The organism is Pseudomonas paracarnis (genome assembly GCF_904063055.1).
GTDB lineage: Bacteria > Pseudomonadota > Gammaproteobacteria > Pseudomonadales > Pseudomonadaceae > Aquipseudomonas > Aquipseudomonas paracarnis.
Genome location: NZ_CAJFCN010000015.1, coordinates 1 through 23713, shown reverse-complemented (window position 1 = coordinate 23713; position 23713 = coordinate 1). Strand labels below are relative to the sequence as shown.

Here is a 23713-nt window from a genome sequence, read left to right as displayed (position 1 = left end):
TCGCCATGACTGCGAAAACGCGAGGTGCAAAGGCATGAAAGGATTGAAGTCGCTGCTGGCGATGGGCCTGACGACCCTGAGTCTGTCATTGCCGGTATCGGCCGCCCAGGCGCCGGTGCATTTTGCCGACCTGAACTGGGAAAGCGGCAGCCTGATCACAGAAGTACTGCGTTTTATCGTCGAGAAGGGCTATGACCTGCCCACCGACACGTTGCCTGGCACCACCATCACCCTGGAAACCGCCCTGGCCAAGAATGATATCCAGGTGATCGGCGAGGAGTGGGCAGGCCGCAGCCCTGTGTGGGTCAAGGCGCAAGCCGAAGGCAAGGTGGCGGGCCTGGGCGATATCGTCAAAGGCGCTACCGAAGGCTGGTGGGTGCCGGAATACGTGGTCAAGGGTGACCCCTCTAAAGGACTCAAACCCCTGGCACCAGATTTGAAAAGCGTACAGGACCTGGCGCGCTACAAGGACGTGTTCAAAGACCCGGAGTCCCCAGGCAAGGGGCGCTTTCTCAACAGCCCCATCGGCTGGACCTCCGAGGTGGTCAACAAACAGAAGCTCAAGGCTTATGGGCTGGACGACAGCTACGTGAACTTCCGCAGCGGTTCGGGGGCGGCGCTGGATGCGGAGATTGCCTCGTCGATTCGCCGGGGCAAGCCCGTGCTGTTCTATTACTGGTCGCCGACCCCGTTGATGGGGCGCTATAAATTGATCCAGCTGGAAGAACCGCCATTTGATGCAGATGCGTGGAAGACCCTGACTGACGCAGACAACCCGAACCCGAAGCCGACACGCTCATTGGCTTCCAAGCTGAGCATTGGCGTGTCGACGCCGTTCCAGCAGGAACATCCACAGATTGCCCAGTTCTTCGAGAAGGTCGAGTTTCCCATCGAGCCGCTTAACAAAGCCTTGGCGACGATGAGCGAGCACCACACGCCGCCTCGGGAGGTGGCCCAGGCGTTTCTCAAGGAACATCCGCAGGTATGGAAGGCCTGGTTGACGGAAGATGTGGCGCAGAAGATCGAGGCGAGCCTCCAGTAACCGGCGGTCTTTGTATCGAGCGAAGATCAAGATGTGGGAGCTGGCTTGCCTGAGATGACTGAGTGTCAGACAACATATTTTTATGCTGACCCACCGCTATCGCAGGCAAGCCAGCTCCCACATTCAATTGCATTTCAAGTCAACGGTCGTTGCAGCGTTAGAACTTGGTGTGTACGGCCAGCTCAAAGGTCCTCGGTGACCCCAGATAATACGCCGGCGACACATGGGCAAACTCCGCGTACACCTCGTTAGTCAGGTTACGCACGCGCCCGGTTACCGAGGTGTTCGCATCCAGCTTATAGCGCAGGAAGGTGCCGAACAGCGTATAGGCCGGTACGGTCTGGGTATTGGCATTGTCCGCGTACACCTGGGCGACATACCGCGCATCCACCCCACCTTGCCAATCCTCGGCAAAATCGTAGGTCAGCCATAGGTTACCCACGCGCTTGGGCACGTTGGTCGGCGTATTGCCCTTACGCGACACCACCGAGCCGCTGGCGATTTTCTCGTTGAACTCATCGTACTGCGCGTCTACCCAGGCGAAGTTGCCTTCGGCCAATAGCTTCGGCGTGATGCGCAACGAGCTGGCCAGTTCGATGCCCTTGGACGACTGCGCGCCCACCGGGATGCTGTTGGTCGGGTCCAGCGGGTCGGTGACGGCAAAGTCCTTGCGTTCGATCTTGTAGGCGGCGACCGTGGCGGAGCCCCGACCTTCCAGGTAATCGAACTTGCTGCCGATTTCCCATTGCTTGCCCGTGGACACGTCGAACACTTGGGTGGTGGTATTGGGCTGTTCGACGGCGGTGCTGTATTGCACATAGACGTTGGCGGACGGGATGAACTGATAGGTCAGGCCCACCCGGCCCGTTAGCGGCTCCCAACTGCGCTTGAAGTGCCGTGGGTTGGTGGCGGTGATGGTGCTGTGGTTGGTCACGTCCAGGTCGATGGCGTCATAGCGCAGGCCGGTCAGCAGCGAGAGCTTATCCGTCAGTCCCAGACGGTTTTCCACGAACAGTGCCTTGGTGGTTACTTGGTTGGTCTTGTCCTTGACGAAACCTGGCTGGGTACCGGGAATATCATAGAAGTGCCCTGGGTCGTAGTGGTTAGGGTCCACGGTACTTTTGCCCGGCACGTTCAAGGGGCTGTTGGTGGTGCTGTTGACCTTGTACTCAAAACCACCCGACCAAGTGGTGGCAAGGCCGAACACGCTCGTGTCATGGCGCAGTTCGAACTGGTTGCCGTTCTGCTCGCCCTGATGCCGCACCTGATAGGCCGTTGAGCGGTTCACCGCGCTGTTGTCGGCGTTGTACTGGTAGGTCTCCAGGTTGCGATAGTCGCGCTGGCTGTCGAGGTGATAGAGGGTATTTTTCAGTGTGGTGCTGTCGTTGATCCGGTAGTCGATGATTGAACGTGCCCAGATCGTGCGTTGCTCATAACGGCCGTCGGCAACGTTGTAGTTATTGAAGCGGTTGTGCTTGTCGATCTTCAGTTCACCGGCCTTGGGGTTGAGCACCGGCGTACCCCAATACGGGCTGTCTTCATGTTCGTCCTGATATTCCAGGGCCAGGGTGTGGGACAGGTTGGGGGTGAGGTCGCTGAGCAGGGAAAACGCCACGCTCCAGGCATCGCGCTGGTCGCGGTCGATGTAGCTGTGGTTGGTGTTGCGGCTCACATCCAGGCGGGCGTAATGCTGCACCTCGGCACCGGGTTCGGTCAGCGCATGGTTGAGGCCGAACGCCAGACCGGCGGTGTCGTAGCTGCCATAGCTCAGTTGGCCTTCGATGGCCTGTTCCTCGCGGTTTGCCAGCTTGGTCACGTAGTTCAGCGAGCCACCCACTGAGCCTGCGCCGTTGATCAAGGAGGAGGGGCCGCCTACCAGTTCGACGCGGTCATAGATCCACGCATCCACCGGCCGCGCCAGGCCCGTGGCGACATTGATGCCGTTGAACATCTGGGTGATCTGGCTACTGGTAAACCCTCGGTACGAGACAAAACCGCCAAAACCGGGCGGGGCGCTGGCGTTGACACCGGGAAGGGTATTGGCCGCATCGCGGAAGGTCTTGGCGCCGTGGCGCTCGATATCGTTGCGGTTGGCGATGGCCACTGACGCCGGGGTTTCCCGCACGCTCAGGCCCAGGCGCGAGGCCATGCCGCTGGATTGGTCCAGGGCCAGCCCAGGCTCGGCACTTTGCTCGCCGTCAATGGTGGTCGGCGCCAGCTCAAGGGCCGAGGCGCAAACAGGCAGGCAGCCGAACAGGCCCGCCAGCAGGGGTAAATGTTTCATGGTTGGAATCCTGAAAACTTGGCTCGAAAACAACGCACTGCTACCCGTACTCCTGACGGAAACGGGGCGATGCAGATCAGTAAGCGCAGGGATCAGGCAAGGGCAGGTGGCGCGCGCGGATTAGCCGCAGGCCAGGTGAAGCGGGCAGGGATGTCAGCGGCAAGCACCACCGCAGCAGGCGGTGCATGGGGTTGCGGCAGGACCGCCACATTCAGGTGGGAGTTGAGCGCCGGGCCCATGCCGCCGGTAGAACACAGCGGGCAACCAAACGCCTTCGACAGCGTTGGCAGGTTCTCGTCCGTCGAGTTGCTGGGCAGCGGCGCCTGGGTACGTGGGTCGACCGTACAGAACTGGCCGCTGATGCCGTTGAGCTGCATCCCCACCCTTTGCCCATGACCAATACTGCAGGCGAACACATTGAACAGGACGCAGCAGTAGAGCATCCAGGCAATGAGTGAACGGTCGGCACGGGCAAGTTTCATGGGGCGGCACTTTATCATCAGCGACCGACGAAATGCCTGCAAAAAAACTCAGGGCGGCTATCCTCATTCGCACATTTTTGTGGAGCGCCGGCCATGAGCTTTGTGATTGCGCGGTGGATCGTCGGGGTATTTACCTTCATCAGCATGGTGCATCTGTATTGGGCTGCGGGTGGCAAGCTCGGCAGCCTGGCCGCGATCCCGCAACTGCCCGGAGAGTTTGCCAGCGGGCCCAGGCCGGCGTTCAAACCGTCGGCGCTGGGCACTTTTCTGGTGGCGATGGGGCTGGTGGCGATTGCCTTGCTTGTGTGCCTGCGCGCCGGGCTGTATTTCTCGCCGGTGTCCCATGGGGCGTTGCAGTGGGGCATCAGCGCGATTGCCGTGCTGATGTTTGCCCGAGCGATAGGGGATTCGGAGCTGGTGGGGTTCTTCAAGAAGGTCGGCGGGTCGCGGTTCGCTCGTCTGGACACCTACTTCTATTCGCCGTTGTGCCTGGTGTTGGGCGCCGGCTTGCTGGTAGTCGCCTGGACCTGAGCCTGAGCCCACAGATACCAGGCTGACACCGCGCAATCCAAAGGTGGGAGCTGGCTTGCCTGCGATGCAGGCACCTCGGTCTATCAACCAAACCGGGTCGATCCCTTCGCAGGCAAGCCAGCTCCCACCTTCAGCCGCGTTCGACAGGTAACCCCGAGCGCCACCAAGCCACGCTGGCCGCCATTTGATTCACCTCCAAGTATTTCCCAGACAAAACACACCGCCGGTTTTATAGCGCTTGACCTTCCCAGTATGGCAAGCCGGATAAAAACCCACGTGTCGATTTGTCTTGAAAATTCCAAGGAGGGTGAACGATGTACACCAAACCAGTCAGCCTGATCACCGGGGTGTTGGCCGTAGCGTTGACGCTGGGCGGATGCTCAGACAATTCACCGCCAGCCGCGGCCGCCAAGCCCCCTGGCGTGCCGGTAGCCCAGGTGGTGGCGCGTGCGGTGACGCCGTTTGTGGAGTACACCGGTTCGTTGACCGCCATCGACCAGGTTCAATTGCGCCCGCGAGTCAGTGGCTATCTGCAAAGTGTCAGCGTGCCTGAAGGGCAGTTCGTGGCCAAGGGCAGTCCACTGTTTGTGATCGATCCGCGCATGTTCCAGGCGGCAGTGAACGCAGCCAAGGCACGTCTGCGCGAGGCCGAAGCCAATGCGTTGCTGGCCCAGGCCGAGCATGGCCGTGCCGAGCAGTTATATGCCAAGAAGGTGGTGGCACGTGATCGTCTCGACACCGCCGTTGCTTCGTTGAACGCCGGTAGAGCGCAGGTGGAGGCCGCCAGGGCTGCGCTGGATACGGCCCAACTGGACCTGAGTTACACCCGCGTCAGCGCACCTATCAGCGGGCGCATCGACCGCGCATTGGTGACGGAAGGCAACTATGTCACCCGTGGGGAAACACCCCTGACCACGATTGTCTCCATCGACCCCTTGCATGTGTATTTCGATGTGGACGAACGCACTTACCTGCATTCGCTGGCGGCGACGCGGCAGCACGCAGGGTCCAAGGGCGAACAAGCCGCCAAGGTCATGGTGGCGATGCTCAACGACACCACCTATGCACGGGCCGGTCGCGTGGATTTTCTGGCCAACTCGGCTGACCGCAAGACCGGCACGGTGCGCGTGCGTGCGGTGGTGGAAAACCCGGATGGGCGCTTGACGCCGGGGCTGTTCGCCAAGGTCAAGCTGGACACCGGCGCGGCGCAACCCCGGGTGTTGATTGCCGACCATTCCATCGGCACCGACCAGGGCCGTCGCTATGTGCTGGTAGTCGGTGAAGGTGATAAAACCGAATACCGCCCGGTGGAACTGGGCCCAGTGGTCGACGGCCTGCGGGTCATCGAACAGGGGCTGCAACCGGGCGAGCGCATTGTCGTCAAAGGGCTGGTGCGCCCCGGCATGCAGGTGACACCGCTGGCCGCCAGCATCGAGGGCAAGCCGCTTGAGGCGCCGCTGGCGGTGGGGGGCGTGCAATGAGCTTCCCACGCTTTTTCATTGACCGACCGATCTTCGCCATTGTCCTCTCGGTGTTGATGATGATCGGCGGCATCGTGGCCTTCTTCCATTTGCCGTTGAGCGAATACCCGGCCGTCACGCCGCCCACGGTGCAAGTGACCGCGTCGTATCCGGGGGCCAACCCGCAGGTGATTGCAGAGACGGTGGCAGCGCCGCTGGAACAGGTGATCACCGGGGTCGAGGGCATGCTTTACATGACCTCGCAGTCGGCCACTGATGGCCGCATGATCCTGACCGCGACCTTCGCCCAGGGCACCAACGCGGACATGGCGCAGATCCAGGTGCAGAACCGTGTTTCGCGAGCTTTGCCGCGCTTGCCCGAAGAGGTGCAGCGCCTGGGCGTGGTCACGCAGAAGACCTCGCCGGACATCCTCATGGTGGTCCACCTGCTGTCCCCCGACCAACGTTATGATCCGCTCTATATCTCCAACTATGCCTACCTGCAGGTGCGCGATGAGTTGTCGCGCCTGCCGGGGATCAACGATGTGCTGGTGTGGGGCGCGGGTGAATACAGCATGCGCCTGTGGCTCGACCCGGACCTGATCGCCGCCCGAGGCTTGACCGCCGGTGATGTGATTGCTGCCGTGCGCGAGCAGAACGTGCAAGTGGCCGCCGGCTCGGTCGGCCAGGCGCCGGACTCTACTGCGGCGTTCCAAGTCACGGTCAATACCCTCGGGCGCCTGACGGACGAAGAGCAGTTCGGCGATATCATCATCCGCACCGGCGATAACGGCCAGGTCACGCGCCTGCGTGATGTGGCCCGTATCGAGATGGGCGCCGATGCCTACGCGCTGCGCAGCCTGTTGGACGGCGAGCCGGCGGTGGCCTTGCAGATCATCCAGAGCCCAGGGGCCAATGCCCTCGATGTGGCGCAGTCGGTGCGCGAGACCATGCAGCGTCTGCAAACCAACTTCCCCGAGGGGCTGGTGTCGCGGATTGCCTATGACCCCACCGTGTTTGTGCGCGCTTCGCTGGAGTCGGTGGCCATCACGCTGATGGAAGCGATCCTGCTGGTGGTGATCGTGGTGGTGGTGTTCCTGCGCAACTGGCGTGCGTCGCTGATTCCTTTGATGGCCGTGCCGGTGTCGATCATTGGCACCTTTGCGGTCATGCACCTGATGGGCTTTTCCCTCAATACCTTGTCGCTGTTTGGCCTGGTGCTGTCGATTGGCATCGTGGTCGACGATGCCATCGTGGTGGTGGAGAACGTCGAGCGGCATATCGAGAACGGCGAGGAGCCGATGCAGGCTGCGCGACGGGCGATGGGCGAGGTCACCGGCCCTATCATTGCGATCACCTCGGTGCTGGCGGCCGTGTTCATTCCCACCGCGTTTCTCAGTGGCCTGCAAGGCGAGTTCTATCGGCAATTTGCGCTGACCATCGCGATTTCCACCATTCTCTCGGCGGTCAACTCGTTGACCCTCAGCCCGGCGCTGGCCGGCCTGTTGCTGCGGCCACGGCATGCGGCCTTGGTGCATGACCCGCGCAGCCTGCGTGGTCGCGCCACGCGGCTGCTTGAGGTGCTGGGCCGGCCGTTTCAGCGAGCGCCACAAGCCTATGGCAATACCGTGCGCAAGGTCGTCGGCCGTCGCGGCGTGGCGCTGTTGGCTTACGGCGGTTTGCTCGCGTTGACCTGGTTCGGCTTCAACGCGGTACCGGCCGGCTTCGTGCCGATGCAAGACAAATACTACCTGGTCGGCATCGCCCAACTGCCGAACGCGGCCTCGTTGGAGCGTACCGATGCGGTGGTGCGGCAAATGTCGAAAATCGCCCTGGATGAGCCGGGGGTCGAGAGCGTCGTGGCGTTCCCGGGGCTGTCGGTCAACGGCTTCGTCAACGTCCCGAATGCGGCGGTGATGTTTGTGATGCTTGATCCGTTCAAAGAGCGCACCTCGCCGGATATGGCGGCGGTCGCCATCGCCGGGCGTCTGCAAGCCAAGTTTGCGAGCATCCCCGACGGCTTCCTCGGCGTGTTCCCGCCGCCACCGGTGCCGGGGCTCGGGGTGACCGGGGGCTTCAAGCTGCAGGTCGAGGACCGTGGCGGCGTCGGGCTTGAGGCGCTGGTGCAGCAGACTCAGGTACTGATGACCAAAGCCACTGAGTCAGGCCAGGTGGCCGGACTGATGACCAGCCTGGACGTCAATGCGCCGCAACTGAATGTCGACATCGACCGCACCCAGGTCAAGAGCCAGGGCGTGCGCCTGGCGGATGTGTTCGAGTCGCTGCAGGTCTATCTGGGGTCGCTGTACGTCAATGACTTCAACCGGTTTGGCCGCACCTACAAAGTCACGGCCCAGGCCGATGCGGACCATCGCATGCAAGCCGAAGCCATCGGCCGTCTGCAGGTGCGCAATGCCGTCGGGGACATGCTGCCGTTATCAGCGTTTGTCACGGTCACGCCGAGCTCCGGGCCTGACCGGGTGATCCACTACAACGGCTATCCCTCGGCGGATATCTCTGGCGGCGCGATGCCTGGGGTCAGCTCCGGGCAGGCGGTTGCGCTCATGGAACGCCTGGCCCAGGAGGTACTGCCCGAGGGCGTGACCTATGAATGGACAGACCTGACCTACCAGCAAAAGCTCGCCGGGTCATCGGCCCTGTTTATTTTCCCGCTGTGTGTATTGCTGGCGTATCTGATCCTCGCCGCGCAGTACAACAGTTGGCTGCTGCCGTTGGCGGTGTTGCTGATCGTGCCCATGTGCCTGCTCAGCGCAATCCTCGGCGTGTGGCTGGTGGAGGGCGACAACAACGTGTTCGTGCAGATCGGGTTGGTGGTGCTGGTGGGCTTGGCGGCGAAGAACGCCATCCTGATCGTCGAGTTTGCCCGCAGCCTCGAAGTCGAAGGCGCCAGCCCATTGGAAGCGGTGATCCACGCCTGTCAATTGCGCCTGCGCCCGATCCTGATGACGTCCCTGGCGTTTATCGCCGGCGTAGTCCCGCTGGTATTTGCCAGTGGGGCAGGCGCCGAGATGCGCCATGCCATGGGGGTTGCGGTGTTTGCCGGGATGTTGGGCGTGACGCTGTTCGGTCTGTTCCTGACGCCCGTGTTCTATGTGGTGATGCGCAGCCTGGCGCTGCGCGTGCAGCGCCAGGGGGCGAGTCCGAAGGTGCAGCTAAAGGAGAGCGCATCATGAAACAGGCGTATCCAGCTTTTCTGTTGTCGTTGACCCTGCTGGCCGGTTGCGGCTCGGTTGGGCCTGATTACTCCGCGCCGGTGCTGCCTGCTGCGCAGCGGGCGACGAGCTTCGGCGCGCCCATCGCCGGGCTTGGTCCGGGCGAGGTAGAGGTGCAGTGGTGGCAAGTGTTCGACGAGCCAGCACTGAGCCAATTGATCCAACGGGCACTGGCGGCCAACCACGACATCGGCATCGCCGCCGCGCGCCTGGACGAAGCCAAGGCGTTGCTGCGCGAAAGCCGCCAAGGCTTCCTGCCCAGCGGCGGCGCTGCCCTGGGCTACGAGCACCGCCAGCGTAGCGAGGTCGAGACTCCCTTCGGCGAGCAGCGCTCTATTGAAACCACCCGCGCGGCGGTGGATGCAGCCTGGGAAATCGACTTGTTTGGGCGCGTGCGTCGCTCGGTGGAGGCGGCCCAGGCCCAGGCGGGGTCGCGTCAGGCATTGCTGCGCAGCGTGCAAGCGAGCGTCGCGGCGACGGTCGCGGCAACCTGGTTCGAGTTACAAGGGATCGAAGCCGAACAGGCGGTGGTCGCGGATATCAGCCAGAGCCAGCGCGACAGCCTGGGCCTGGTGGGGCAGATGGTCAGCGTCGGCGCCGCCACCGAATTCGACCGGCTGCGGGCCGAGGCCTTGTTGCGCAATGTCGAGGCGGTAGCGCCTGACCTGGAGCGACGTCGCGCCAAGTCAACCAACGCGCTGGCGGTGCTGCTGGGGCAAGCGCCCCAGGGGTTCAAGCCACCGCTGGCCCGGCCTGGGCGTGAAACCTTGAACCTGCGCACGTTGCAGGTGGGAGACCCGGCCGGCCTGCTGGCGCGTCGCGCCGATATTGCCGCGGCCGAACGCACGCTGGCGGCTGCGACCGCGCAGATTGGCGTGGAAACCGCTGGCTTGTATCCGGACATCCAGGTGCAGGGTTCCATCGGTTTACTGGCCGGAAGTCTCAGCGCCCTGGGCGATGCGGGCATGCAGTCGAACTTTATCGCGCCGGTGATTCGCTGGTCACTGCTGGACACCGGGCGCGTACGAGCGCGGATTGCCGCCAGCGAGGCACGCACCCAGGCGGCATTGATCGCTTATGACCAGACCGTGTTGCGAGCCCTGCAGGAAACCGATGATGCGTTCCAGGCCAACCGTACAGCCGGTAATGCCCTGGGCTTGCGGCTGCTGGAAGCGGCGGCCAATCGTGAGGCAGCCGGCTTTGCGCGTGAGCGGTTTGCGCAAGGTGAAGGGGTGTACCTGGATGTGCTTGAGGCCGAACGCGCGGACTTCACCAGCCGCCGGGCGTTGACGGCGGCGCGCACGGAACAGCGCTTGGCGGTGGTGGGGATCTATAAGGCGCTGGGTGGCGGGTGGGAGGTCTGTGAGCGGGCGGGGCAGGCGTGCCAGGGGGCCACGGTGTTGCGCTAACGTGGACCTGTGGGCGCTGGCTTGCCTGCGAAGGCGGCCCGCCAGCCGACGCCTATCTACCCGACACCCCAACGATCCAACTGTGGGAGCTGGCTTGCCTGCGATAGCGGCCTGACAGTCGATACAGTTATACCGAGTACATATCCATTCCTGCGGTAACGGCCACTTAGGGTTCCGCTTTTACAGCGGCTCACTTTTGAAAAGCGCAAAAGTAAGCAAAACGCTCTTGCCCCACCACTCGGCACCTCGCCCAGGCTCGGTGTGCCCGTAATCCGCCAGTGATTTGGGGGGCCGCCGCCACGCGCCATCCATGGCGCAGGGCGGCTAAACCGGCATCCCTGCCGGTTTACCCCCCAAATCCCTTTCGAATTCCGGCCAGCGTGGTTTAACGGGGCGCCTAAGATCAAGATCATGAGCGGCTCGCTTCGCATCGTGGTTACCGTCTACCGTTACAGCGTTGTGCAAATACTCATCCTCGCCTCAGGCAAACAGGCCAAGATTTCGCGCCTCGACAGCTCTGCGTCCGTCATACTGGCAAGCATGACTTTCGACTCGCCTCTCGCCGCTTATCAACATGCAATTGCCCAACCAGGTTTCGTCGCCGACGATGCCCAGCGCCGGGCGGTACAAGCCTTGCAAGCCTGTCACGAGGCCTTGCATCAAGGGCGTTCGTCGATTGCCGGCGTTTACCTCTGGGGGCCGGTGGGGCGTGGCAAGACCTGGTTGATGGACCAGTTCTACCAAAGCCTGCACGTGCCTGCGCGGCGTCAGCATTTTCACCACTTCATGGCCTGGGTCCACCAGCGTTTATTCCAGCTCACGGGCACCCAGGACCCCTTGCAGGCGTTGGCCAGGGAGCTGAGCCAGGCGGTGCGTGTGCTGTGCTTCGATGAGCTGTTTGTGAATGACATCGGGGACGCGATCATTCTCGGTCGCCTGTTCCAGGTGATGTTCGAGGAGGGTGTGGTGATGGTGTGCACGTCCAACCAGCCGCCCGACCAGCTGTATGCCGATGGCTTCAACCGTGAGCGTTTCCTGCCGGGCATCGATGCGCTCAAGCAGCATATGCAGGTGGTGGCCGTGGACGGTGGCGAGGATCATCGCTTGCATCCCGGCGTGGGCATGCAGCGTTATTGGGTGAATCAACCCGAGGCACTGGCGGCGGTGTTCCGACAATTGAGCCAAGGCCAAGCCGTGAACAGTGTGGCGGTAAGCGTAGGGCACCGCACCATCATGACGGTGCAGGCCAGTGATACCGTGCTTTGGTGTCGCTATGCCGACCTGTGTGAGCAACCCCTGGCCGCCATGGATTTCATGCTGGTGTGTGATCGCTTCCACGCCATTCTGCTGGGAGACGTCCCTAACCTCAGTGCACAAATACGCCCGGGTCGAATTGCCCGTGGCACCGAAGATGGCGCCGAGCGCGTGGTGGCCGGGGATCGAGAGTTGCCGCAGTTGTCGGTGCACGATGACAGCGTGCGACGTTTTATCGCGTTAGTGGACGAATGCTACGACCGCAAAGTGCCACTCTTTATCGACGCCGCGGTGCCGTTGCACAGCCTGTACACCGAAGGCTACCTGGAGTTTCCTTTCCGCCGCACCCTGAGCCGTCTGCAAGAGATGCAGCTGCAACGCTTCGCCACATAGGAAAAATCGCTGTACCAAAGCTCATTGCACGCTTTGATGCGCGCAACCTTCGCACTTTCTGTCAGCTATTTGTCGCTTATCTCCTTCATCTACTGCCGACTCCACGCTTACAATCGCACCTCTCAAAGGGAACCGATTCCCTGGTTGTCGCTATCGAGGAAGGACATGGACACCCCAGACATCCTGGTGCTGCAAGCCAGCTATACCAACGCCGTGCACGCCGACGCCATTGGCCTGCTGCTCAACTCTTACGCTGAAGACCCGATGGGCGGCGGCCACAGCCTGCCAGCCGATCTCTTGCAGCAACTGCCAGCCGAACTGGCCAAGCGCCCACACGCGTTCAGTGTGCTGGCGTTCGTCGGGGGGGAGCCAGCGGGGTTGGTCAATTGCTTCGAAGGCTTTTCGACCTTCGCCTGCCGGCCCTTGGTCAACGTCCACGACGTGATGGTGAAGGAGCAATTTCGGGGTTTGGGGTTGAGTCAGAAGATGCTGCAAAAGGTCGAGGAAATCGCCCGGCAGCGCGGTTGCTGCAAGATCACCCTCGAAGTGCTGGAAGGTAATGCCCTGGCGCAGTCGGCATACCGCAAGTTCGGGTTTGACGACTCAGTGTTTGATCCCGCCCATGGGCGAATGCTGTTCTGGCATAAGCCGTTGTAATAAATAACCGGCAAAAAAAGGGCGCCATTAAAGGGCGCCCAATAAACCTTTGCCAACGGAGCAGAATGGCGCAGGGTGCTACGGATTAAGTAAGCATTAACTCAGCTGTTCGGTTGTGCCTGATCAACAGTCTCAGACTTAACCGATTTGCCATCGGCGCTGGCAACTTGTTGCTCAGCCTTGCCGTGGGTTTTTTCCTGAATGAAGCTGAAGTTGTTGTAGAACTCCTTGGAGCGCTCTGCGCCGCCCTCTGCAAAGGCGGCGGCGGAGGTCAGGGTCATCAGGCTGGCCAGTATCAAGGTCGACATTTTCATCGCGGTATTCCCATTAAAAGTGATAGGTGTCCGGTCGCTCCGTGATCAGATCATGGAGCGACTATGGCGCTATCTTATTAAGTGGGAATTAACGGGAGATGCCGTTGAAGTTAACAGTTTTGTTAACTTCAACGGGCGGGGCTATAACTTCCAATCCAATGCCAGCGTGACGGAACGCGGCTCACCCCAATACACGCCGTTATAAAAACCAACGCGCTCGTAGTATTTCTTATCAAAGAGGTTATTCACATTGACCGACGCCGAAACCTGTTCGTCGAACTGGTAGCGCGACATCAGGTTGACCACGGTATAGCCCTGTTGCGTGATCTTCGCCCGGGTGGTTATCGGCCGGCCTTCGCTGTTGCGCTGCCCGGTCGGGCGGTTGCTGAAGTCGTAGGTTTCGCTCTGCCAGTTCACTGCGCCGCCCACCGTCAGGTTGCGCCAGGCGCCCGGCAGGCGATAGGCGCTGGAGATCTTCACCAGGTTCAAGGGTTGGCTGGTGTTATTGCGTTTGTCCGAGCCATTGACTGAATGGGTGTAGGTGTAGCCGGCGGTCAGGTTCCAGTCCGGCGTGATTTCACCGGCGGCTTCCAGCTCGAAGCCGTTGACCTTGTTACCTTTGCCGCCGGATCTGTAGTACTCCTCGCCCGTGACCGGGTTGGGCGGGACTGAGTCATCCCGCTCGGCGACGTTGTCCTGGGTACTCCAGAAGTACGCGGCGGCCAGGTTCAAGCGCTCGTTCAGCACGCTGCCCTTGAGGCCCACTTCGTAGTTACTGCCGACCACGGGCTCCAGGTACTTCTTGTCGGCATCACGGTAGTCCTGGGGTTTGAAGATGTCGGTATAGCTGGCGTAGACGGTGTACTGCGGCGTGATGTCGTAGAGCAGGCCGGCGTAAGGCGTCCACATATCATTGTGGGTCTGACTGGTTTTGCCCGAAGCGGTCAGTTGGTCGTTGGCATCGTATTTGGGCTCTGCGCTTTCCAGCTCCCAACTGCCGTAACGGCTGCCCAGTACGGCGTGCAAGCGGTCTGTGAGGCTCAGCCTTGTGGCCAGGTAACCGGCTTTCTGTTGTTTCTTGCTGTGCTCACCCTTCAGGTCGGTCACCTGGTCGGTGAACTTGCCGATGCCGCCCATGTGCTTCCAGTCCTGGATGGGGTAGTAGCTGGCTGGCAGGTCGCTGCGCATGAAGGGAGAGACATCCCGTTGGGCGGCTTCGCCATAGCCCATCATCAGCGCGTGTTCGCGGCCCAGCAGCGTGTAGCTGCCGGCCAGGTTGAGGTCGATGGCCTCCATGCGCGAGGTGCCGCGCATATGGCTGGCCCAGGCCGTCATGCCGCTGCGGTCGGGGTTGGGGAAACCGGCGCCGCCGTAATACACCTTGCCATCGGTGTCGCTCTGGCGATGGGTATAGGCGGCCTTCAGGTGCCAGTCGCCGCCGAGCCGATGGTCGAGGGTGGCGAAGGTGGTCTTGTCGGTCAGCGGCCAGGAACTCCAGTGCGCCGCCATGTTGGTGGAGCGGGGCAGCCTGGCCTTGCCGCCCTGGCTGTTCCAGTAGGGCACGGTGCCCCAGGAGGTGCCTTGTACCTGTTTGTCCTGGTAATCAAAGCCGACGGCCAGCACGGTATCGTCGGAAAGATCGCCCTCGAGAATGCCGTAGCCCACTGCCCGCTGCAGCCCATAGTTGTCACGAAAGGACTGGCTGTCACGGTAAGCCAGCACGCTACGCCCGCGCAGTTTGCCGTCGAACGCCAGCGGGCCGCCGACGTCGACGTAGCTGTAGTAGTTGTCATGGCTGGCGCCACTGATACCGGTCTTGGCCTGCCAGTGGGCGGTAGGGCGCTTGCGCACCATGTTTACGGTGGCCGAAGGGTCGCCTGCGCCCGTGGTCAGGCCCGTCGCGCCGCGCACTACTTCGATGCGGTCGTAGATGATGGTGTCGGCGTCGGTCTTCATGTAGCCGAAGGTGTTGAGCATCCCGTCAACCTGGAAGTTGCTGATGCCATAGCCTCGGGCGGAGTAGTAGACACGATCGGAGTCGTAATGCTGAACGTTGACGCCCGTGGTCTGGCGCAACACATCCGTCAGGGTGTTGAGATTGAAGTCGTCCATCTGCTGGCGTGTGACCACCGAGATCGATTGCGGGGTTTCCTTGACGGAGAGGTTCAGCCGCGTGGCGGTGTTCATCGAGCCAGTAGTGTAGGCGCCGGTGTGCTCGGTGGTGGCGCCCAGGCTGTCGGCGCTGATGGTGGTCGCGCCCAGTTCCAGGGCTTTGGCGGGGGCTGTATCGGGGTCGGTGTCGGCCAGCGAATCCGGGCTCAGCGCCAGGCTGAACAGGCCGAGGGTGAAGGTCATGGAACGGGTGAAGGGCGCGAACATCGCTGCAGACTCCTTGTCGTCTTTGATACCTCCCCAGGCAGGGAGGGCTTGGTTCAAAGACGAAAGGAGCTGCGGAACTTTAGGGTTAAACGAGAATGATTGTTATCTTTCTGTTGCAAGACCCAGGCTTACTTGGCCACCACTTCGGCGCTGTCGGCCTTCTTGGGCTTGATCAGGCTGAAGTCGATCAGCGCCTTCTGCTTGGTCTCGTAAGGGTTGCCGATCAACAGGGGGCGTGGCTTGAAGCTGTCGCTTACCAGGCTCTTGCTGTGGTCCAGCTCATCGAAACTCAAGCCTGCCATGTCGGCCCAGGTGTGGATCAACTGCGAACTGCTGTAAGGCCGTTGCAAGTCGCCGGCGAAGCTCCAGTCGTGGCTTTCGCGCCATTTTGGCGAGGCGTAGGCCATGAACGGGATGGTGTACATCGGCGCGGTCGGCTTGCCTTCGTTACGGCCCAAGGTGTCGTGGCCGGCGGAGTCGAACACGTCTTCGCCGTGATCCGACAGGTACAGCAAAAAGCCGTTGGGGTCGGTCTTGGCGTAGTCCTTGATCAGGCTGGAGACCACGAAGTCGTTGTACAGCACGGCGTTGTCATAGCTGTTGTAGGTCGGCAACTGCGCATCGCTGACACCCGCTGGCACGCCCTGGCGGTCGGTGAACTTGTCGAAGGTCGGCGGGTAGCGGTACTGGTAGCTCATGTGGGTGCCCAGCAGGTGCACCACGATGAACTTGCGTTCGGCGGTATCGGCCAGGGCCTTGGAAAACGGCGCCAGTACATCGCCGTCGTACTGACGGGCGTTCTGGTTGCGGTTGTTGTTGAGGTACACCTGCTCGTCGGCCTGTTCGGAAAAGGTCGTGAGCATGGTGTTGCGTTTGGTCATGGTCTGCTGATTGGTGATCCAGAAGGTCTTGTAGCCGGCCTGTTTCATCACGCTGACAATCGACGGTGTCTTGAGGTACAGGTCTGGGTTTTCTTCGTCAGCGAAGGTCAGCACCTGTTGCAGCGCTTCAATGGTGTAGGGGCGCGGGGTGATGACGTTATCGAACACGGCCAGTTGGTCGCGCAGCTTGTCCAGTTCCGGCGTGGTGTTGCGCGGGTAGCCGTAGAGGCTCATGCGCTGGCGGTTGGTCGACTCGCCGATGACCAAGACAAGTGTGGACGGCTGGCCGGCCATGCTGTCCTTGAGGTTGTTCAAGGGCGGGATCTTGCTTGCACTGGTGAGCATGCCTTGCATGTTATCCAGCTGCTCGGTGTAGCGACGGTAGGCGACGATCATCTGCCAAGGCACGGCAGGCTCGATGCGGGTTTCGAAACGGTCGATGGCCAATTCCATGGTTTCGCTGGTGGCGATCTGCTTGACCAGTGGGTAGCCCACCACCGCCAGGACGATGGCAATGGCTGCCACGATCGACTGACCGCGCGGCAGGTACACCGGGCGCAAGCGCGTCCACAGGAAGATGGCGAAGGCGGTGTGGGCAATGAACGCCAGCACGATCCACCAGGCAAAGTATTGGGTGGCGTATTCGCCGGCTTCAGAGATGTTCGACTCGAACATGATGAAGATGACGCTCTGGGAAAATTCCTGCTGATAAATGAAGAAATAACCCAGGCTCGCCATGGAGCAAGCCCACAGCACCACGCCGATCAAGGCGGCGAGCAGGCGTGTACGACGCGGGAACAGCAACATCGGCGCCAGCCACAGCGCACTCATGAAGAAGGCCTGGCGGAAGCCACTGAAGCCGGAGGTGCCGGTCAGTTGGATAAGAAGTTGGGTAATACCCGAGAAATACCAGAAAAACAGGAATAACCAGCCAAGGCCGGCCCAATCAAAGCCTTTCGCAGTCGTCGTGCTGCGTTTGAACATCGCCATCCAGCGCCCCATCAGAGAAAGATTATCGCGCACAGGCGCGCAACATCGGGCCGCCCAGGAAGTGAGCGGCATCGCGGAACGGGAGTATCAAGAGGGGAATGTGAAAACTTTGTGAGTTTTCTGTAGGTATTGCCTTACAACGCGTTCGGCCCGGCTTTCAGCACAGGGCTGGCTTGGCATCCGACGGTTGATCGAGCTGGGCTTGAAGGTGCAAGCGCAGGCGCAGGACTTCCTGTTGCAACTGATCGCGCTCGTCTTTCAACTGGCGCAGTTCATCGCGACGGAGGGTGACGTAGAGGGTCTGTGGCGGACGGGTCATCTGTGCTGTGCTCATTGCTTACCTCGCAAATAGCCGGTAGGTCGCGGTGCCAAAACAGGTTTTTGGCAACAGTCGGAAGCAAGTTTGAATTCTTTTTCGCAGCAAGGGAACTTTTTTATTTTTGGTGGTCGTGTGACTTTTGCCGGGGTGATGGTGAAACGATGGCCACTTTTTTGTCATGAAACTACACGGATCCGCTCTGGACTAACCCTCATTAGCCTCATTGCGCTATAAACTATGTCACACATTTTTTAGAAGTTAGGAGCATCAGCACATGCAACTGGGGATTATCGGACTAGGCCGCATGGGCGGTAACATTGCGCGGCGCCTGATGCTCAATGGGCATACCACCGTTGTATACGACCGTAACGAAGCCTTCGTCAAAGCCTTGAGCGAGGAGGGCGCCACCGGCGTCGCCGACTTGAAAGCGCTGGTGGCCGGCCTGCAAAAGCCCCGTGCTGTCTGGGTCATGTTGCCGGCGGGCGCGCCCACCGAAGACACCATCAACGCACTGAGCGAACTGCTGGAAGACGGCGATGTGATCATCGACGGCGGCAACACCAACTACAAGGACGACGTGCGTCGCGGCAAAGCCCTGGCTGAAAAGGGCCTGCACTATGTAGACGTGGGCACCTCGGGCGGCGTCTGGGGCCTGGAACGTGGCTACTGCATGATGATCGGTGGTGACACCGAGACCGTGAATCGCCTCGACCCGATCTTCAAAAGCCTGGCGCCGGGCCTGGGTAACATCCCGCGCACCAAGGACCGTTCGGCCTCTGCCGACCCACGTGCCGAGCAGGGCTACATTCACGCCGGCCCAGCGGGTTCGGGGCACTTCGTCAAGATGATCCACAACGGCATCGAGTACGGGATGATGCAGGCGTTTGCCGAAGGTTTTGACATCCTCAAGACCAAGAACTCGGAAAACCTGCCGGAAGACCAGCGCTTTGACCTCAACGTCGGCGACATCGCCGAAGTCTGGCGTCGTGGCAGCGTGGTGTCGTCCTGGTTGCTGGACCTGACCGCCGATGCCCTGGCCACCGACCCCAAACTTGACGGCTACTCGGGCTCTGTGGCCGACAGCGGTGAAGGCCGTTGGACCATCGAAGCAGCCATGGAGCAGGCGGTGCCGGTTCCGGTGTTGTCGACCTCGCTGTTCGCGCGTTTCCGTTCCCGCCAGCAGAGCACCTACGGTGACAAAATGCTGTCTGCCATGCGCTTCGGCTTTGGTGGCCATGTGGAGACTTCCAAAAAATGACCGCCAACGGCAAGAAACCCAAGGCCGAACCTGCTCCACCCACCACATTGTTTCTGTTTGGCGCCCATGGCGACCTAGTCAAGCGCCTGCTCATGCCGGCGCTGTACAACCTGAGCCGCGATGGGTTGCTGGGCGATGGCCTGCGTATTGTCGGCGTTGATCACAACGCCATCAGCGACGCGGACTTTGCCAAGAAACTTGAGGACTTCATTCGTACCGAAGCCTCCAGCAAGGTCAGGGGCAATGCCGAGAACGCCCTCGACCCCGCGTTGTGGGCACAATTGGCCAAGGGCATCAGCTACGTCGAGGGCGATTTCCTCGACGACAGCACCTATGCCGATATCGCCAGCAAGATCGCTGACAGCGGCACCGCCAATGCGGTGTTCTACCTGGCCACCGCTCCGCGCTTTTTCAGTGAAGTGGTGCAGCGCCTGGGCAGCGCTGGCTTGTTGAATGAAACCGACGATGGCTTTCGGCGCGTGGTGATCGAGAAGCCGTTCGGCTCCGACCTGGCCACCGCTGAGGCGCTCAACGCCTGCCTGCTCAAGGTGATGAGCGAGAAGCAGATCTACCGCATCGACCATTACCTGGGCAAGGAGACGGTGCAGAACATCCTGGTCAGCCGTTTCTCCAACGTGCTGTTCGAAGCGTTCTGGAACAACCACTACATCGATCACGTGCAAATCACTGCCGCTGAAACCGTCGGCGTTGAAACCCGGGGCAACTTCTTCGAGAAGACCGGCACACTGCGGGACATGGTACCCAACCACCTATTCCAGCTGCTGGCGATGGTCGCCATGGAACCGCCGGCCGCCTTTGGTGCCGATGCGGTGCGGGGTGAGAAGGCCAAAGTGGTCGGTGCCATCCGCCCCTGGTCGCTGGAGGATGCGCGGGCCAACTCCGTGCGCGGCCAATACACCGCCGGCGAAATCGCCGGCAAGCCATTACCCGGCTATCGCGAAGAAGCCAACGTCGCGCCGGACAGCAGCACCGAGACGTTCGTCGCGCTCAAAGTGATGATTGATAACTGGCGTTGGGTCGGTGTGCCGTTTTACCTGCGCACCGGCAAGCGCATGAGCATCCGCGACACCGAGATCGTGATCTGCTTCAAGCAGGCGCCTTATGCGCAATTTCGCGATACCGAAGTCGATGAACTCAAGCCCACTTACCTGAAAATCCAGATCCAGCCGAACGAAGGCATGTGGTTCGACCTGTTGGCCAAGCAGCCTGGGCCGACCCTGGAGATGGCCAATATCGAATTGGGCTTTGACTACAAGGACTTCTTCGAGATGCAACCGTCGACGGGTTACGAAACCCTGATCTACGACTGCATGACCGGCGACCAGACCTTGTTCCAGCGCGCCGACAACATCGAGAACGGTTGGCGTGCGGTGCAGCCGTTCCTGGATGCATGGAAGGAAGATGACGGTATCCAGGCTTACAAGGCTGGTGAGGATGGCCCAGCAGCGGCCGATGCCTTGCTGGCCCGCGATGGCCGCGCTTGGCATAGCCTCGGATGAGTGACGCGACGATTCAACCCATCCGGTTTGTCCTCAGTGATGTGGACGGGACGCTATTGCATCCCGACCACAGCCTCAGCCAACGCACCGCCGATGCCATTCGCGCCATGCGCGAGGCCGGGGTGCTTTTCAGCCTGGCCAGCGGGCGTCCGCCCAAAGCCATGCGGCATTTGATCGAGACCTTTGGCATCGATGTGCCGGTGGCTGGCTTTAATGGCGGTACGTTGGTCAACCCGGATGGCAGCATCCTGGTTGCTCACCATCTGCCGGCGGAAGCGGCGCTGATCACCCTGGCGCTGTTTTCGGCCGAGCCGGACGTGGAAGTCTGGGTGTTTGCCGATGGCGACTGGCTGCGCCGTGATCCGCCCGGGCCCATGGTGCAGCGCGAAGCCGACGGCTTGGGCTATGGGCCGGTGGTGGTGGAGAGTTTCGAGCCTTACCTGGACCGGGTCGACAAGATCGTCGCCGCCAGCAACAACACCCAGTTGCTGGTGGAGCTGGAGGCGCAATTGCAGCCGAAAGTGCAGGGGTTGGCCCAGGTATCGCGTTCGCAGCCGGTGTATCTGGACGTGACCGCGATGCTGGCCAACAAAGGCGAAGCCTTGAAAACCCTGGCCGAGCACCTGGGCGTGCCGCTCGCGCAAACGGCTGCGATTGGTGACGGTGGCAATGACCCGGCGATGTTTCATGTGGCGGGATTGTCGATTGCCATGGGTCAGGCCGAAGAAACCGTCAAGCGCCAGGCCAATGTGGTGACCGGCAGCAATGTCGAGGACGGCGCTGCCGAGGCGTTCGAACGGTTTATTCTCGCGGCACGCTAAGTAACTGACGTTTTAGTGCGCAACTTCCAGCCGATGTTTGGCGTTGGCTGGAAGTTGCCGCATTGCATTACTTCGGCATTGCCCAGGACTGCAACTGGTGGCCATCTTTATCGAGCTCGGCGCGGGCCTGTAACAACAGGTTTTCAAGTTGAGCCGGGTCGGTATACGCAGTGCAGGACAGCTGTTTGCTGCCGATGCGGGTGTTGGTACGGTCGATGACGCTCAGGCTGAGGGCGCCGACGCCATCGTGCCAGGCCACGCACTGAAAGGGCTGGAAAGCACGGTCTGCAATCAAAAGAGCTTCGTTGATGCGCAGCGGAGCGTTCATTTGGGTCTTCTCTCTGTATGCCCATTCAAGTGAGTACCGGCGGTTGGGCTGACCGTGCGGTGGGTTACTTGTACTGATGCACGATGGTGGCGTGCGGGTCACATGCTAGGGCAAGAAAATTTAACTTTTCCTGATTGGCGTCATGTAAGCGGCTGTTTTGAAAGCGCCATAAGCGTTTCACTGGCGAGCAACTTTCGGCGTGCTACGAAACAAGCATGGCTTTTTGCCCGCACTTATAGCGAAAGGGTACAAGGAAAGCGTCAAGATCTTGCTAGGGTTACCAACAGTCGCCACAAACTGTTGTTTCTAAATAACTTTAACAATCTTGGCGCCAAGGAATAGTCATGATTGCGACACCCGCCCAACGCCGCTTATTGGTGGTCGACCCCTGTGACGATTGCCACGGGTTATTACCCGGTTTACGCACCGCCGGCTGGGAAGTAGACAGCTGTGCCTTGGAGGCGGTGGGGGAGCGCTCCTGCGATGTGGGCCTGCTGCGCTTGCAGCGGGATCACCTGGAGCGCCCCGAAGCGGTCAAGGAGTTGATTGGTCGCAGCGGCACCGAGTGGATCGCCGTGCTCAGCCAGGATGTACTGCGTTTGCAGAACGTCGGCGATTTTGTCTGCGAATGGTTTTTCGACTTCCATACCTTACCCTTCGATGTGTCCCGGGTACAGGTGACCCTGGGTCGCGCGTTCGGCATGGCGCGCCTGCGTGGCAAGGGCTACGCGCCGGTGGATGAGCCCCATGAATTGCTGGGCGAGAGCCGCCCCATTCGTGAGCTGCGCAAATTGTTGTCCAAGTTGGCGCCGACTGAATCCCCGGTGTTGATCCGCGGTGACAGTGGCACGGGCAAAGAGTTGGTGGCCAAGACCCTGCACCGCCAATCCCAGCGGCATGCCAAGCCGTTTGTCGCGATCAATTGTGGCGCTATTCCTGAACACCTGATCCAGTCCGAGCTGTTCGGTCACGAAAAAGGCGCGTTTACCGGCGCCCATCAGCGCAAGATCGGGCGTATTGAAGCGGCCAACGGCGGCACCCTGTTCCTCGATGAAATCGGCGATCTGCCGATGGAGCTGCAAGCCAACTTGTTGCGCTTTCTTCAGGAAAAACACATCGAACGCGTTGGCGGCAGCCAGCCGATCCCGGTGGATGTACGGGTGTTGGCCGCCACTCACGTCAACCTTGAGGCTGCGGTAGAGAAGGGCGCCTTTCGCGAAGACTTGTATTACCGCCTGAATGTGCTGCAAGTGGTCACCGCGCCGTTGCGCGAACGCCATGGTGACGTGGCGATGCTGGCCAACCACTTTTCACGTTTTTACAGCCAGGAAACCGGACGGCGCCCGCGCAGTTTCAGCGAAGAGGCCTTGGTGGCGATGGGGCAACACCCGTGGCCGGGCAATGTGCGTGAACTGGCCAACCGCGTGCGGCGTGGCCTGGTACTGGCCGAAGGGCGGCAGATCGAAGCGGCTGACCTGGGGCTGCAAGGCCAGCAAGCCATGTCGGCGCCGATGGCGACATTGGAAGACTACAAACACCGTGCCGAACGTCAGGCGTTGTGCGATGTGCTCAACCGGCACAGCGACAACCTCAGTGTCGCGGCCCGTGTACTGGGGATTTCCCGGCCGACGTTCTACCGGTTGCTGCATAAACACCAGATCCGCTAGGGCGGGTAAACCCAAAGTGGGAGCTGGCTTGCCTGCGAAAGCGGTAGTGCAGTCACAGATGCAGCAACTGACACACCGCCATCGCGGGCAAGCCCGCTCCCACAGGGGATTTGTGTCAGGCGCTGATTCTGTGGGCAATACAGGGCCAATGTGGGAGCTGGCTTGCCTGCGATAGCGGTGGTTCAGTTAGAGATTCAGTGACTGACACTCCGCCTTCGCGGGCAAGCCCGCTCCCACAGGGGATTTGTGTCAGGCGCTGATTTTGTGGGCAATGCATGGCCAATGTGGGAGCTGGCTTGCCTGCGATAGCGGTGGTTCAGTTAGAGATTCAGTGACTGACACTCCGCCTTCACGGGCAAGCTCGCTTGTATGCTAGGACTTGAAGGGAGGAGAAGGGACAAAGCCCGATTCTGACTGTTGACGCAGTACAGACCGTGGGAGATTTCGCCCCTCCTCCTTTCACCCAAGCGCCGATAAAGAATGCATCTGGC

General features: G+C 61.0%; 18 protein-coding genes. 11 read left to right on the top strand and 7 right to left on the bottom strand.

What is annotated here, in order from left to right; genetic code table 11:
- Positions 1-34 precede the first annotated feature (34 nt).
- Entirely contained in the window at positions 35-1042 is a 1008-nt protein-coding gene (locus tag JMV15_RS24155; protein ID WP_014718759.1) for an ABC transporter substrate-binding protein, read from the top strand.
- Positions 1043-1199: 157 nt separating this feature from the next.
- Here the strand turns inward: JMV15_RS24155 and JMV15_RS24150 are convergent, their stop codons facing one another.
- Together JMV15_RS24150 and JMV15_RS24145 are read right to left on the bottom strand one after the other, a co-directional pair.
- Positions 1200-3326: a TonB-dependent receptor gene (locus JMV15_RS24150; RefSeq protein ID WP_019817195.1), complete on the bottom strand. Its 2127-nt coding sequence runs from the start codon at positions 3324-3326 to the stop codon at positions 1200-1202.
- A 92-nt stretch (positions 3327-3418) separates the two neighbouring features.
- Positions 3419-3808 carry a DUF2946 domain-containing protein gene (locus JMV15_RS24145; protein ID WP_014718757.1) on the bottom strand — a complete coding sequence of 130 codons (390 nt, stop codon included), beginning with the start codon at positions 3806-3808 and terminating at the stop codon, positions 3419-3421.
- Positions 3809-3901: 93 nt separating this feature from the next.
- Here JMV15_RS24145 and JMV15_RS24140 point away from each other — a divergent pair, with 93 nt between their 5' ends.
- The 6 genes from JMV15_RS24140 (at position 3902) to JMV15_RS24115 (ending at position 12745) form a co-directional block, all read left to right on the top strand.
- Positions 3902-4339, top strand: a complete 438-nt coding sequence (locus JMV15_RS24140) for a DUF3995 domain-containing protein (protein ID WP_014718756.1) — start codon at positions 3902-3904, stop codon at positions 4337-4339.
- Positions 4340-4653: 314 nt separating this feature from the next.
- Positions 4654-5820: an efflux RND transporter periplasmic adaptor subunit gene (locus JMV15_RS24135; protein WP_201491943.1), complete on the top strand. Its 1167-nt coding sequence runs from the start codon at positions 4654-4656 to the stop codon at positions 5818-5820.
- A complete protein-coding gene (locus JMV15_RS24130) occupies positions 5817-8993 on the top strand; it encodes an efflux RND transporter permease subunit (RefSeq protein ID WP_122301683.1) in 3177 nt (1058 codons plus the stop codon). The genes JMV15_RS24135 and JMV15_RS24130 overlap by 4 nt, the downstream gene beginning before the upstream one ends.
- On the top strand, positions 8990-10441 hold the full coding sequence (locus JMV15_RS24125; protein WP_201491942.1) for an efflux transporter outer membrane subunit: 1452 nt from the start codon (positions 8990-8992) through the stop codon (positions 10439-10441). The genes JMV15_RS24130 and JMV15_RS24125 overlap by 4 nt, the downstream gene beginning before the upstream one ends.
- Positions 10442-10981: 540 nt before the next feature.
- Entirely contained in the window at positions 10982-12088 is a 1107-nt protein-coding gene (gene zapE / locus JMV15_RS24120; protein ID WP_032901681.1) for a cell division protein ZapE, read from the top strand.
- A gap of 165 nt (positions 12089-12253) precedes the next feature.
- Positions 12254-12745, top strand: a complete 492-nt coding sequence (locus JMV15_RS24115; RefSeq protein WP_014718751.1) for a GNAT family N-acetyltransferase — start codon at positions 12254-12256, stop codon at positions 12743-12745.
- Between the two features lie 101 nt (positions 12746-12846).
- On the opposite strand, the gene JMV15_RS24110 is transcribed toward JMV15_RS24115, so the two are convergent.
- From JMV15_RS24110 to JMV15_RS24095, 4 genes are all read right to left on the bottom strand, one after another.
- Positions 12847-13059: a hypothetical protein gene (locus JMV15_RS24110; protein ID WP_014718750.1), complete on the bottom strand. Its 213-nt coding sequence runs from the start codon at positions 13057-13059 to the stop codon at positions 12847-12849.
- Between the two features lie 141 nt (positions 13060-13200).
- Complete coding sequence (locus tag JMV15_RS24105) at positions 13201-15438, bottom strand: TonB-dependent siderophore receptor (protein ID WP_019817575.1); 2238 nt, start codon at positions 15436-15438, stop codon at positions 13201-13203.
- 128 nt (positions 15439-15566) lie between these two features.
- Complete coding sequence (locus JMV15_RS24100) at positions 15567-17309, bottom strand: phosphoethanolamine transferase CptA (protein WP_069868542.1); 1743 nt, start codon at positions 17307-17309, stop codon at positions 15567-15569.
- 157 nt (positions 17310-17466) lie between these two features.
- Entirely contained in the window at positions 17467-17643 is a 177-nt protein-coding gene (locus JMV15_RS24095) for a DUF6026 family protein (RefSeq protein ID WP_196492057.1), read from the bottom strand.
- Positions 17644-17902: 259 nt separating this feature from the next.
- Between JMV15_RS24095 and gnd the strand changes: the two genes are divergently transcribed.
- Genes gnd through JMV15_RS24080 form a run of 3 tightly spaced genes read left to right on the top strand, consistent with a single transcriptional unit; the run spans position 17903 to position 21227 of the window.
- Positions 17903-18886 (top strand): phosphogluconate dehydrogenase (NAD(+)-dependent, decarboxylating), encoded by a 984-nt coding sequence (gnd, locus tag JMV15_RS24090; RefSeq protein ID WP_019817573.1) that lies wholly within the window; start codon positions 17903-17905, stop codon positions 18884-18886.
- Positions 18883-20406: a glucose-6-phosphate dehydrogenase gene (gene zwf / locus JMV15_RS24085; protein WP_014718746.1), complete on the top strand. Its 1524-nt coding sequence runs from the start codon at positions 18883-18885 to the stop codon at positions 20404-20406. Before gnd ends, zwf begins: the two co-directional genes overlap by 4 nt.
- Positions 20403-21227, top strand: coding sequence for a Cof-type HAD-IIB family hydrolase (locus JMV15_RS24080; RefSeq protein WP_014718745.1), 825 nt, complete (start codon positions 20403-20405; stop codon positions 21225-21227). The genes zwf and JMV15_RS24080 overlap by 4 nt, the downstream gene beginning before the upstream one ends.
- 67 nt (positions 21228-21294) lie before the next feature.
- On the opposite strand, the gene JMV15_RS24075 is transcribed toward JMV15_RS24080, so the two are convergent.
- Complete coding sequence (locus JMV15_RS24075) at positions 21295-21555, bottom strand: hypothetical protein (protein ID WP_014718744.1); 261 nt, start codon at positions 21553-21555, stop codon at positions 21295-21297.
- Between the two features lie 344 nt (positions 21556-21899).
- On the opposite strand from JMV15_RS24075, the gene JMV15_RS24070 reads away from it, so the two are divergent.
- Positions 21900-23222 (top strand): sigma-54 dependent transcriptional regulator, encoded by a 1323-nt coding sequence (locus tag JMV15_RS24070; RefSeq protein ID WP_014718743.1) that lies wholly within the window; start codon positions 21900-21902, stop codon positions 23220-23222.
- Positions 23223-23713: the final 491 nt, after the last annotated feature.

Bases quoted from the DNA above. Each gene is read 5' to 3' on its own strand.
- JMV15_RS24155 (WP_014718759.1), top strand. From the start codon at position 35: ATGAAAGGATTGAAGTCGCTGCTGGCGATGGGCCTGACGACCCTGAGT.
- JMV15_RS24150 (WP_019817195.1), bottom strand. From the start codon at position 3,326: ATGAAACATTTACCCCTGCTGGCGGGCCTGTTCGGCTGCCTGCCTGTT.
- JMV15_RS24145 (WP_014718757.1), bottom strand. From the start codon at position 3,808: ATGAAACTTGCCCGTGCCGACCGTTCACTCATTGCCTGGATGCTCTAC.
- JMV15_RS24140 (WP_014718756.1), top strand. From the start codon at position 3,902: ATGAGCTTTGTGATTGCGCGGTGGATCGTCGGGGTATTTACCTTCATC.
- JMV15_RS24135 (WP_201491943.1), top strand. From the start codon at position 4,654: ATGTACACCAAACCAGTCAGCCTGATCACCGGGGTGTTGGCCGTAGCG.
- JMV15_RS24130 (WP_122301683.1), top strand. From the start codon at position 5,817: ATGAGCTTCCCACGCTTTTTCATTGACCGACCGATCTTCGCCATTGTC.
- JMV15_RS24125 (WP_201491942.1), top strand. From the start codon at position 8,990: ATGAAACAGGCGTATCCAGCTTTTCTGTTGTCGTTGACCCTGCTGGCC.
- zapE (WP_032901681.1), top strand. From the start codon at position 10,982: ATGACTTTCGACTCGCCTCTCGCCGCTTATCAACATGCAATTGCCCAA.
- JMV15_RS24115 (WP_014718751.1), top strand. From the start codon at position 12,254: ATGGACACCCCAGACATCCTGGTGCTGCAAGCCAGCTATACCAACGCC.
- JMV15_RS24110 (WP_014718750.1), bottom strand. From the start codon at position 13,059: ATGAAAATGTCGACCTTGATACTGGCCAGCCTGATGACCCTGACCTCC.
- JMV15_RS24105 (WP_019817575.1), bottom strand. From the start codon at position 15,438: ATGTTCGCGCCCTTCACCCGTTCCATGACCTTCACCCTCGGCCTGTTC.
- JMV15_RS24100 (WP_069868542.1), bottom strand. From the start codon at position 17,309: ATGGCGATGTTCAAACGCAGCACGACGACTGCGAAAGGCTTTGATTGG.
- JMV15_RS24095 (WP_196492057.1), bottom strand. From the start codon at position 17,643: ATGAGCACAGCACAGATGACCCGTCCGCCACAGACCCTCTACGTCACC.
- gnd (WP_019817573.1), top strand. From the start codon at position 17,903: ATGCAACTGGGGATTATCGGACTAGGCCGCATGGGCGGTAACATTGCG.
- zwf (WP_014718746.1), top strand. From the start codon at position 18,883: ATGACCGCCAACGGCAAGAAACCCAAGGCCGAACCTGCTCCACCCACC.
- JMV15_RS24080 (WP_014718745.1), top strand. From the start codon at position 20,403: ATGAGTGACGCGACGATTCAACCCATCCGGTTTGTCCTCAGTGATGTG.
- JMV15_RS24075 (WP_014718744.1), bottom strand. From the start codon at position 21,555: ATGAACGCTCCGCTGCGCATCAACGAAGCTCTTTTGATTGCAGACCGT.
- JMV15_RS24070 (WP_014718743.1), top strand. From the start codon at position 21,900: ATGATTGCGACACCCGCCCAACGCCGCTTATTGGTGGTCGACCCCTGT.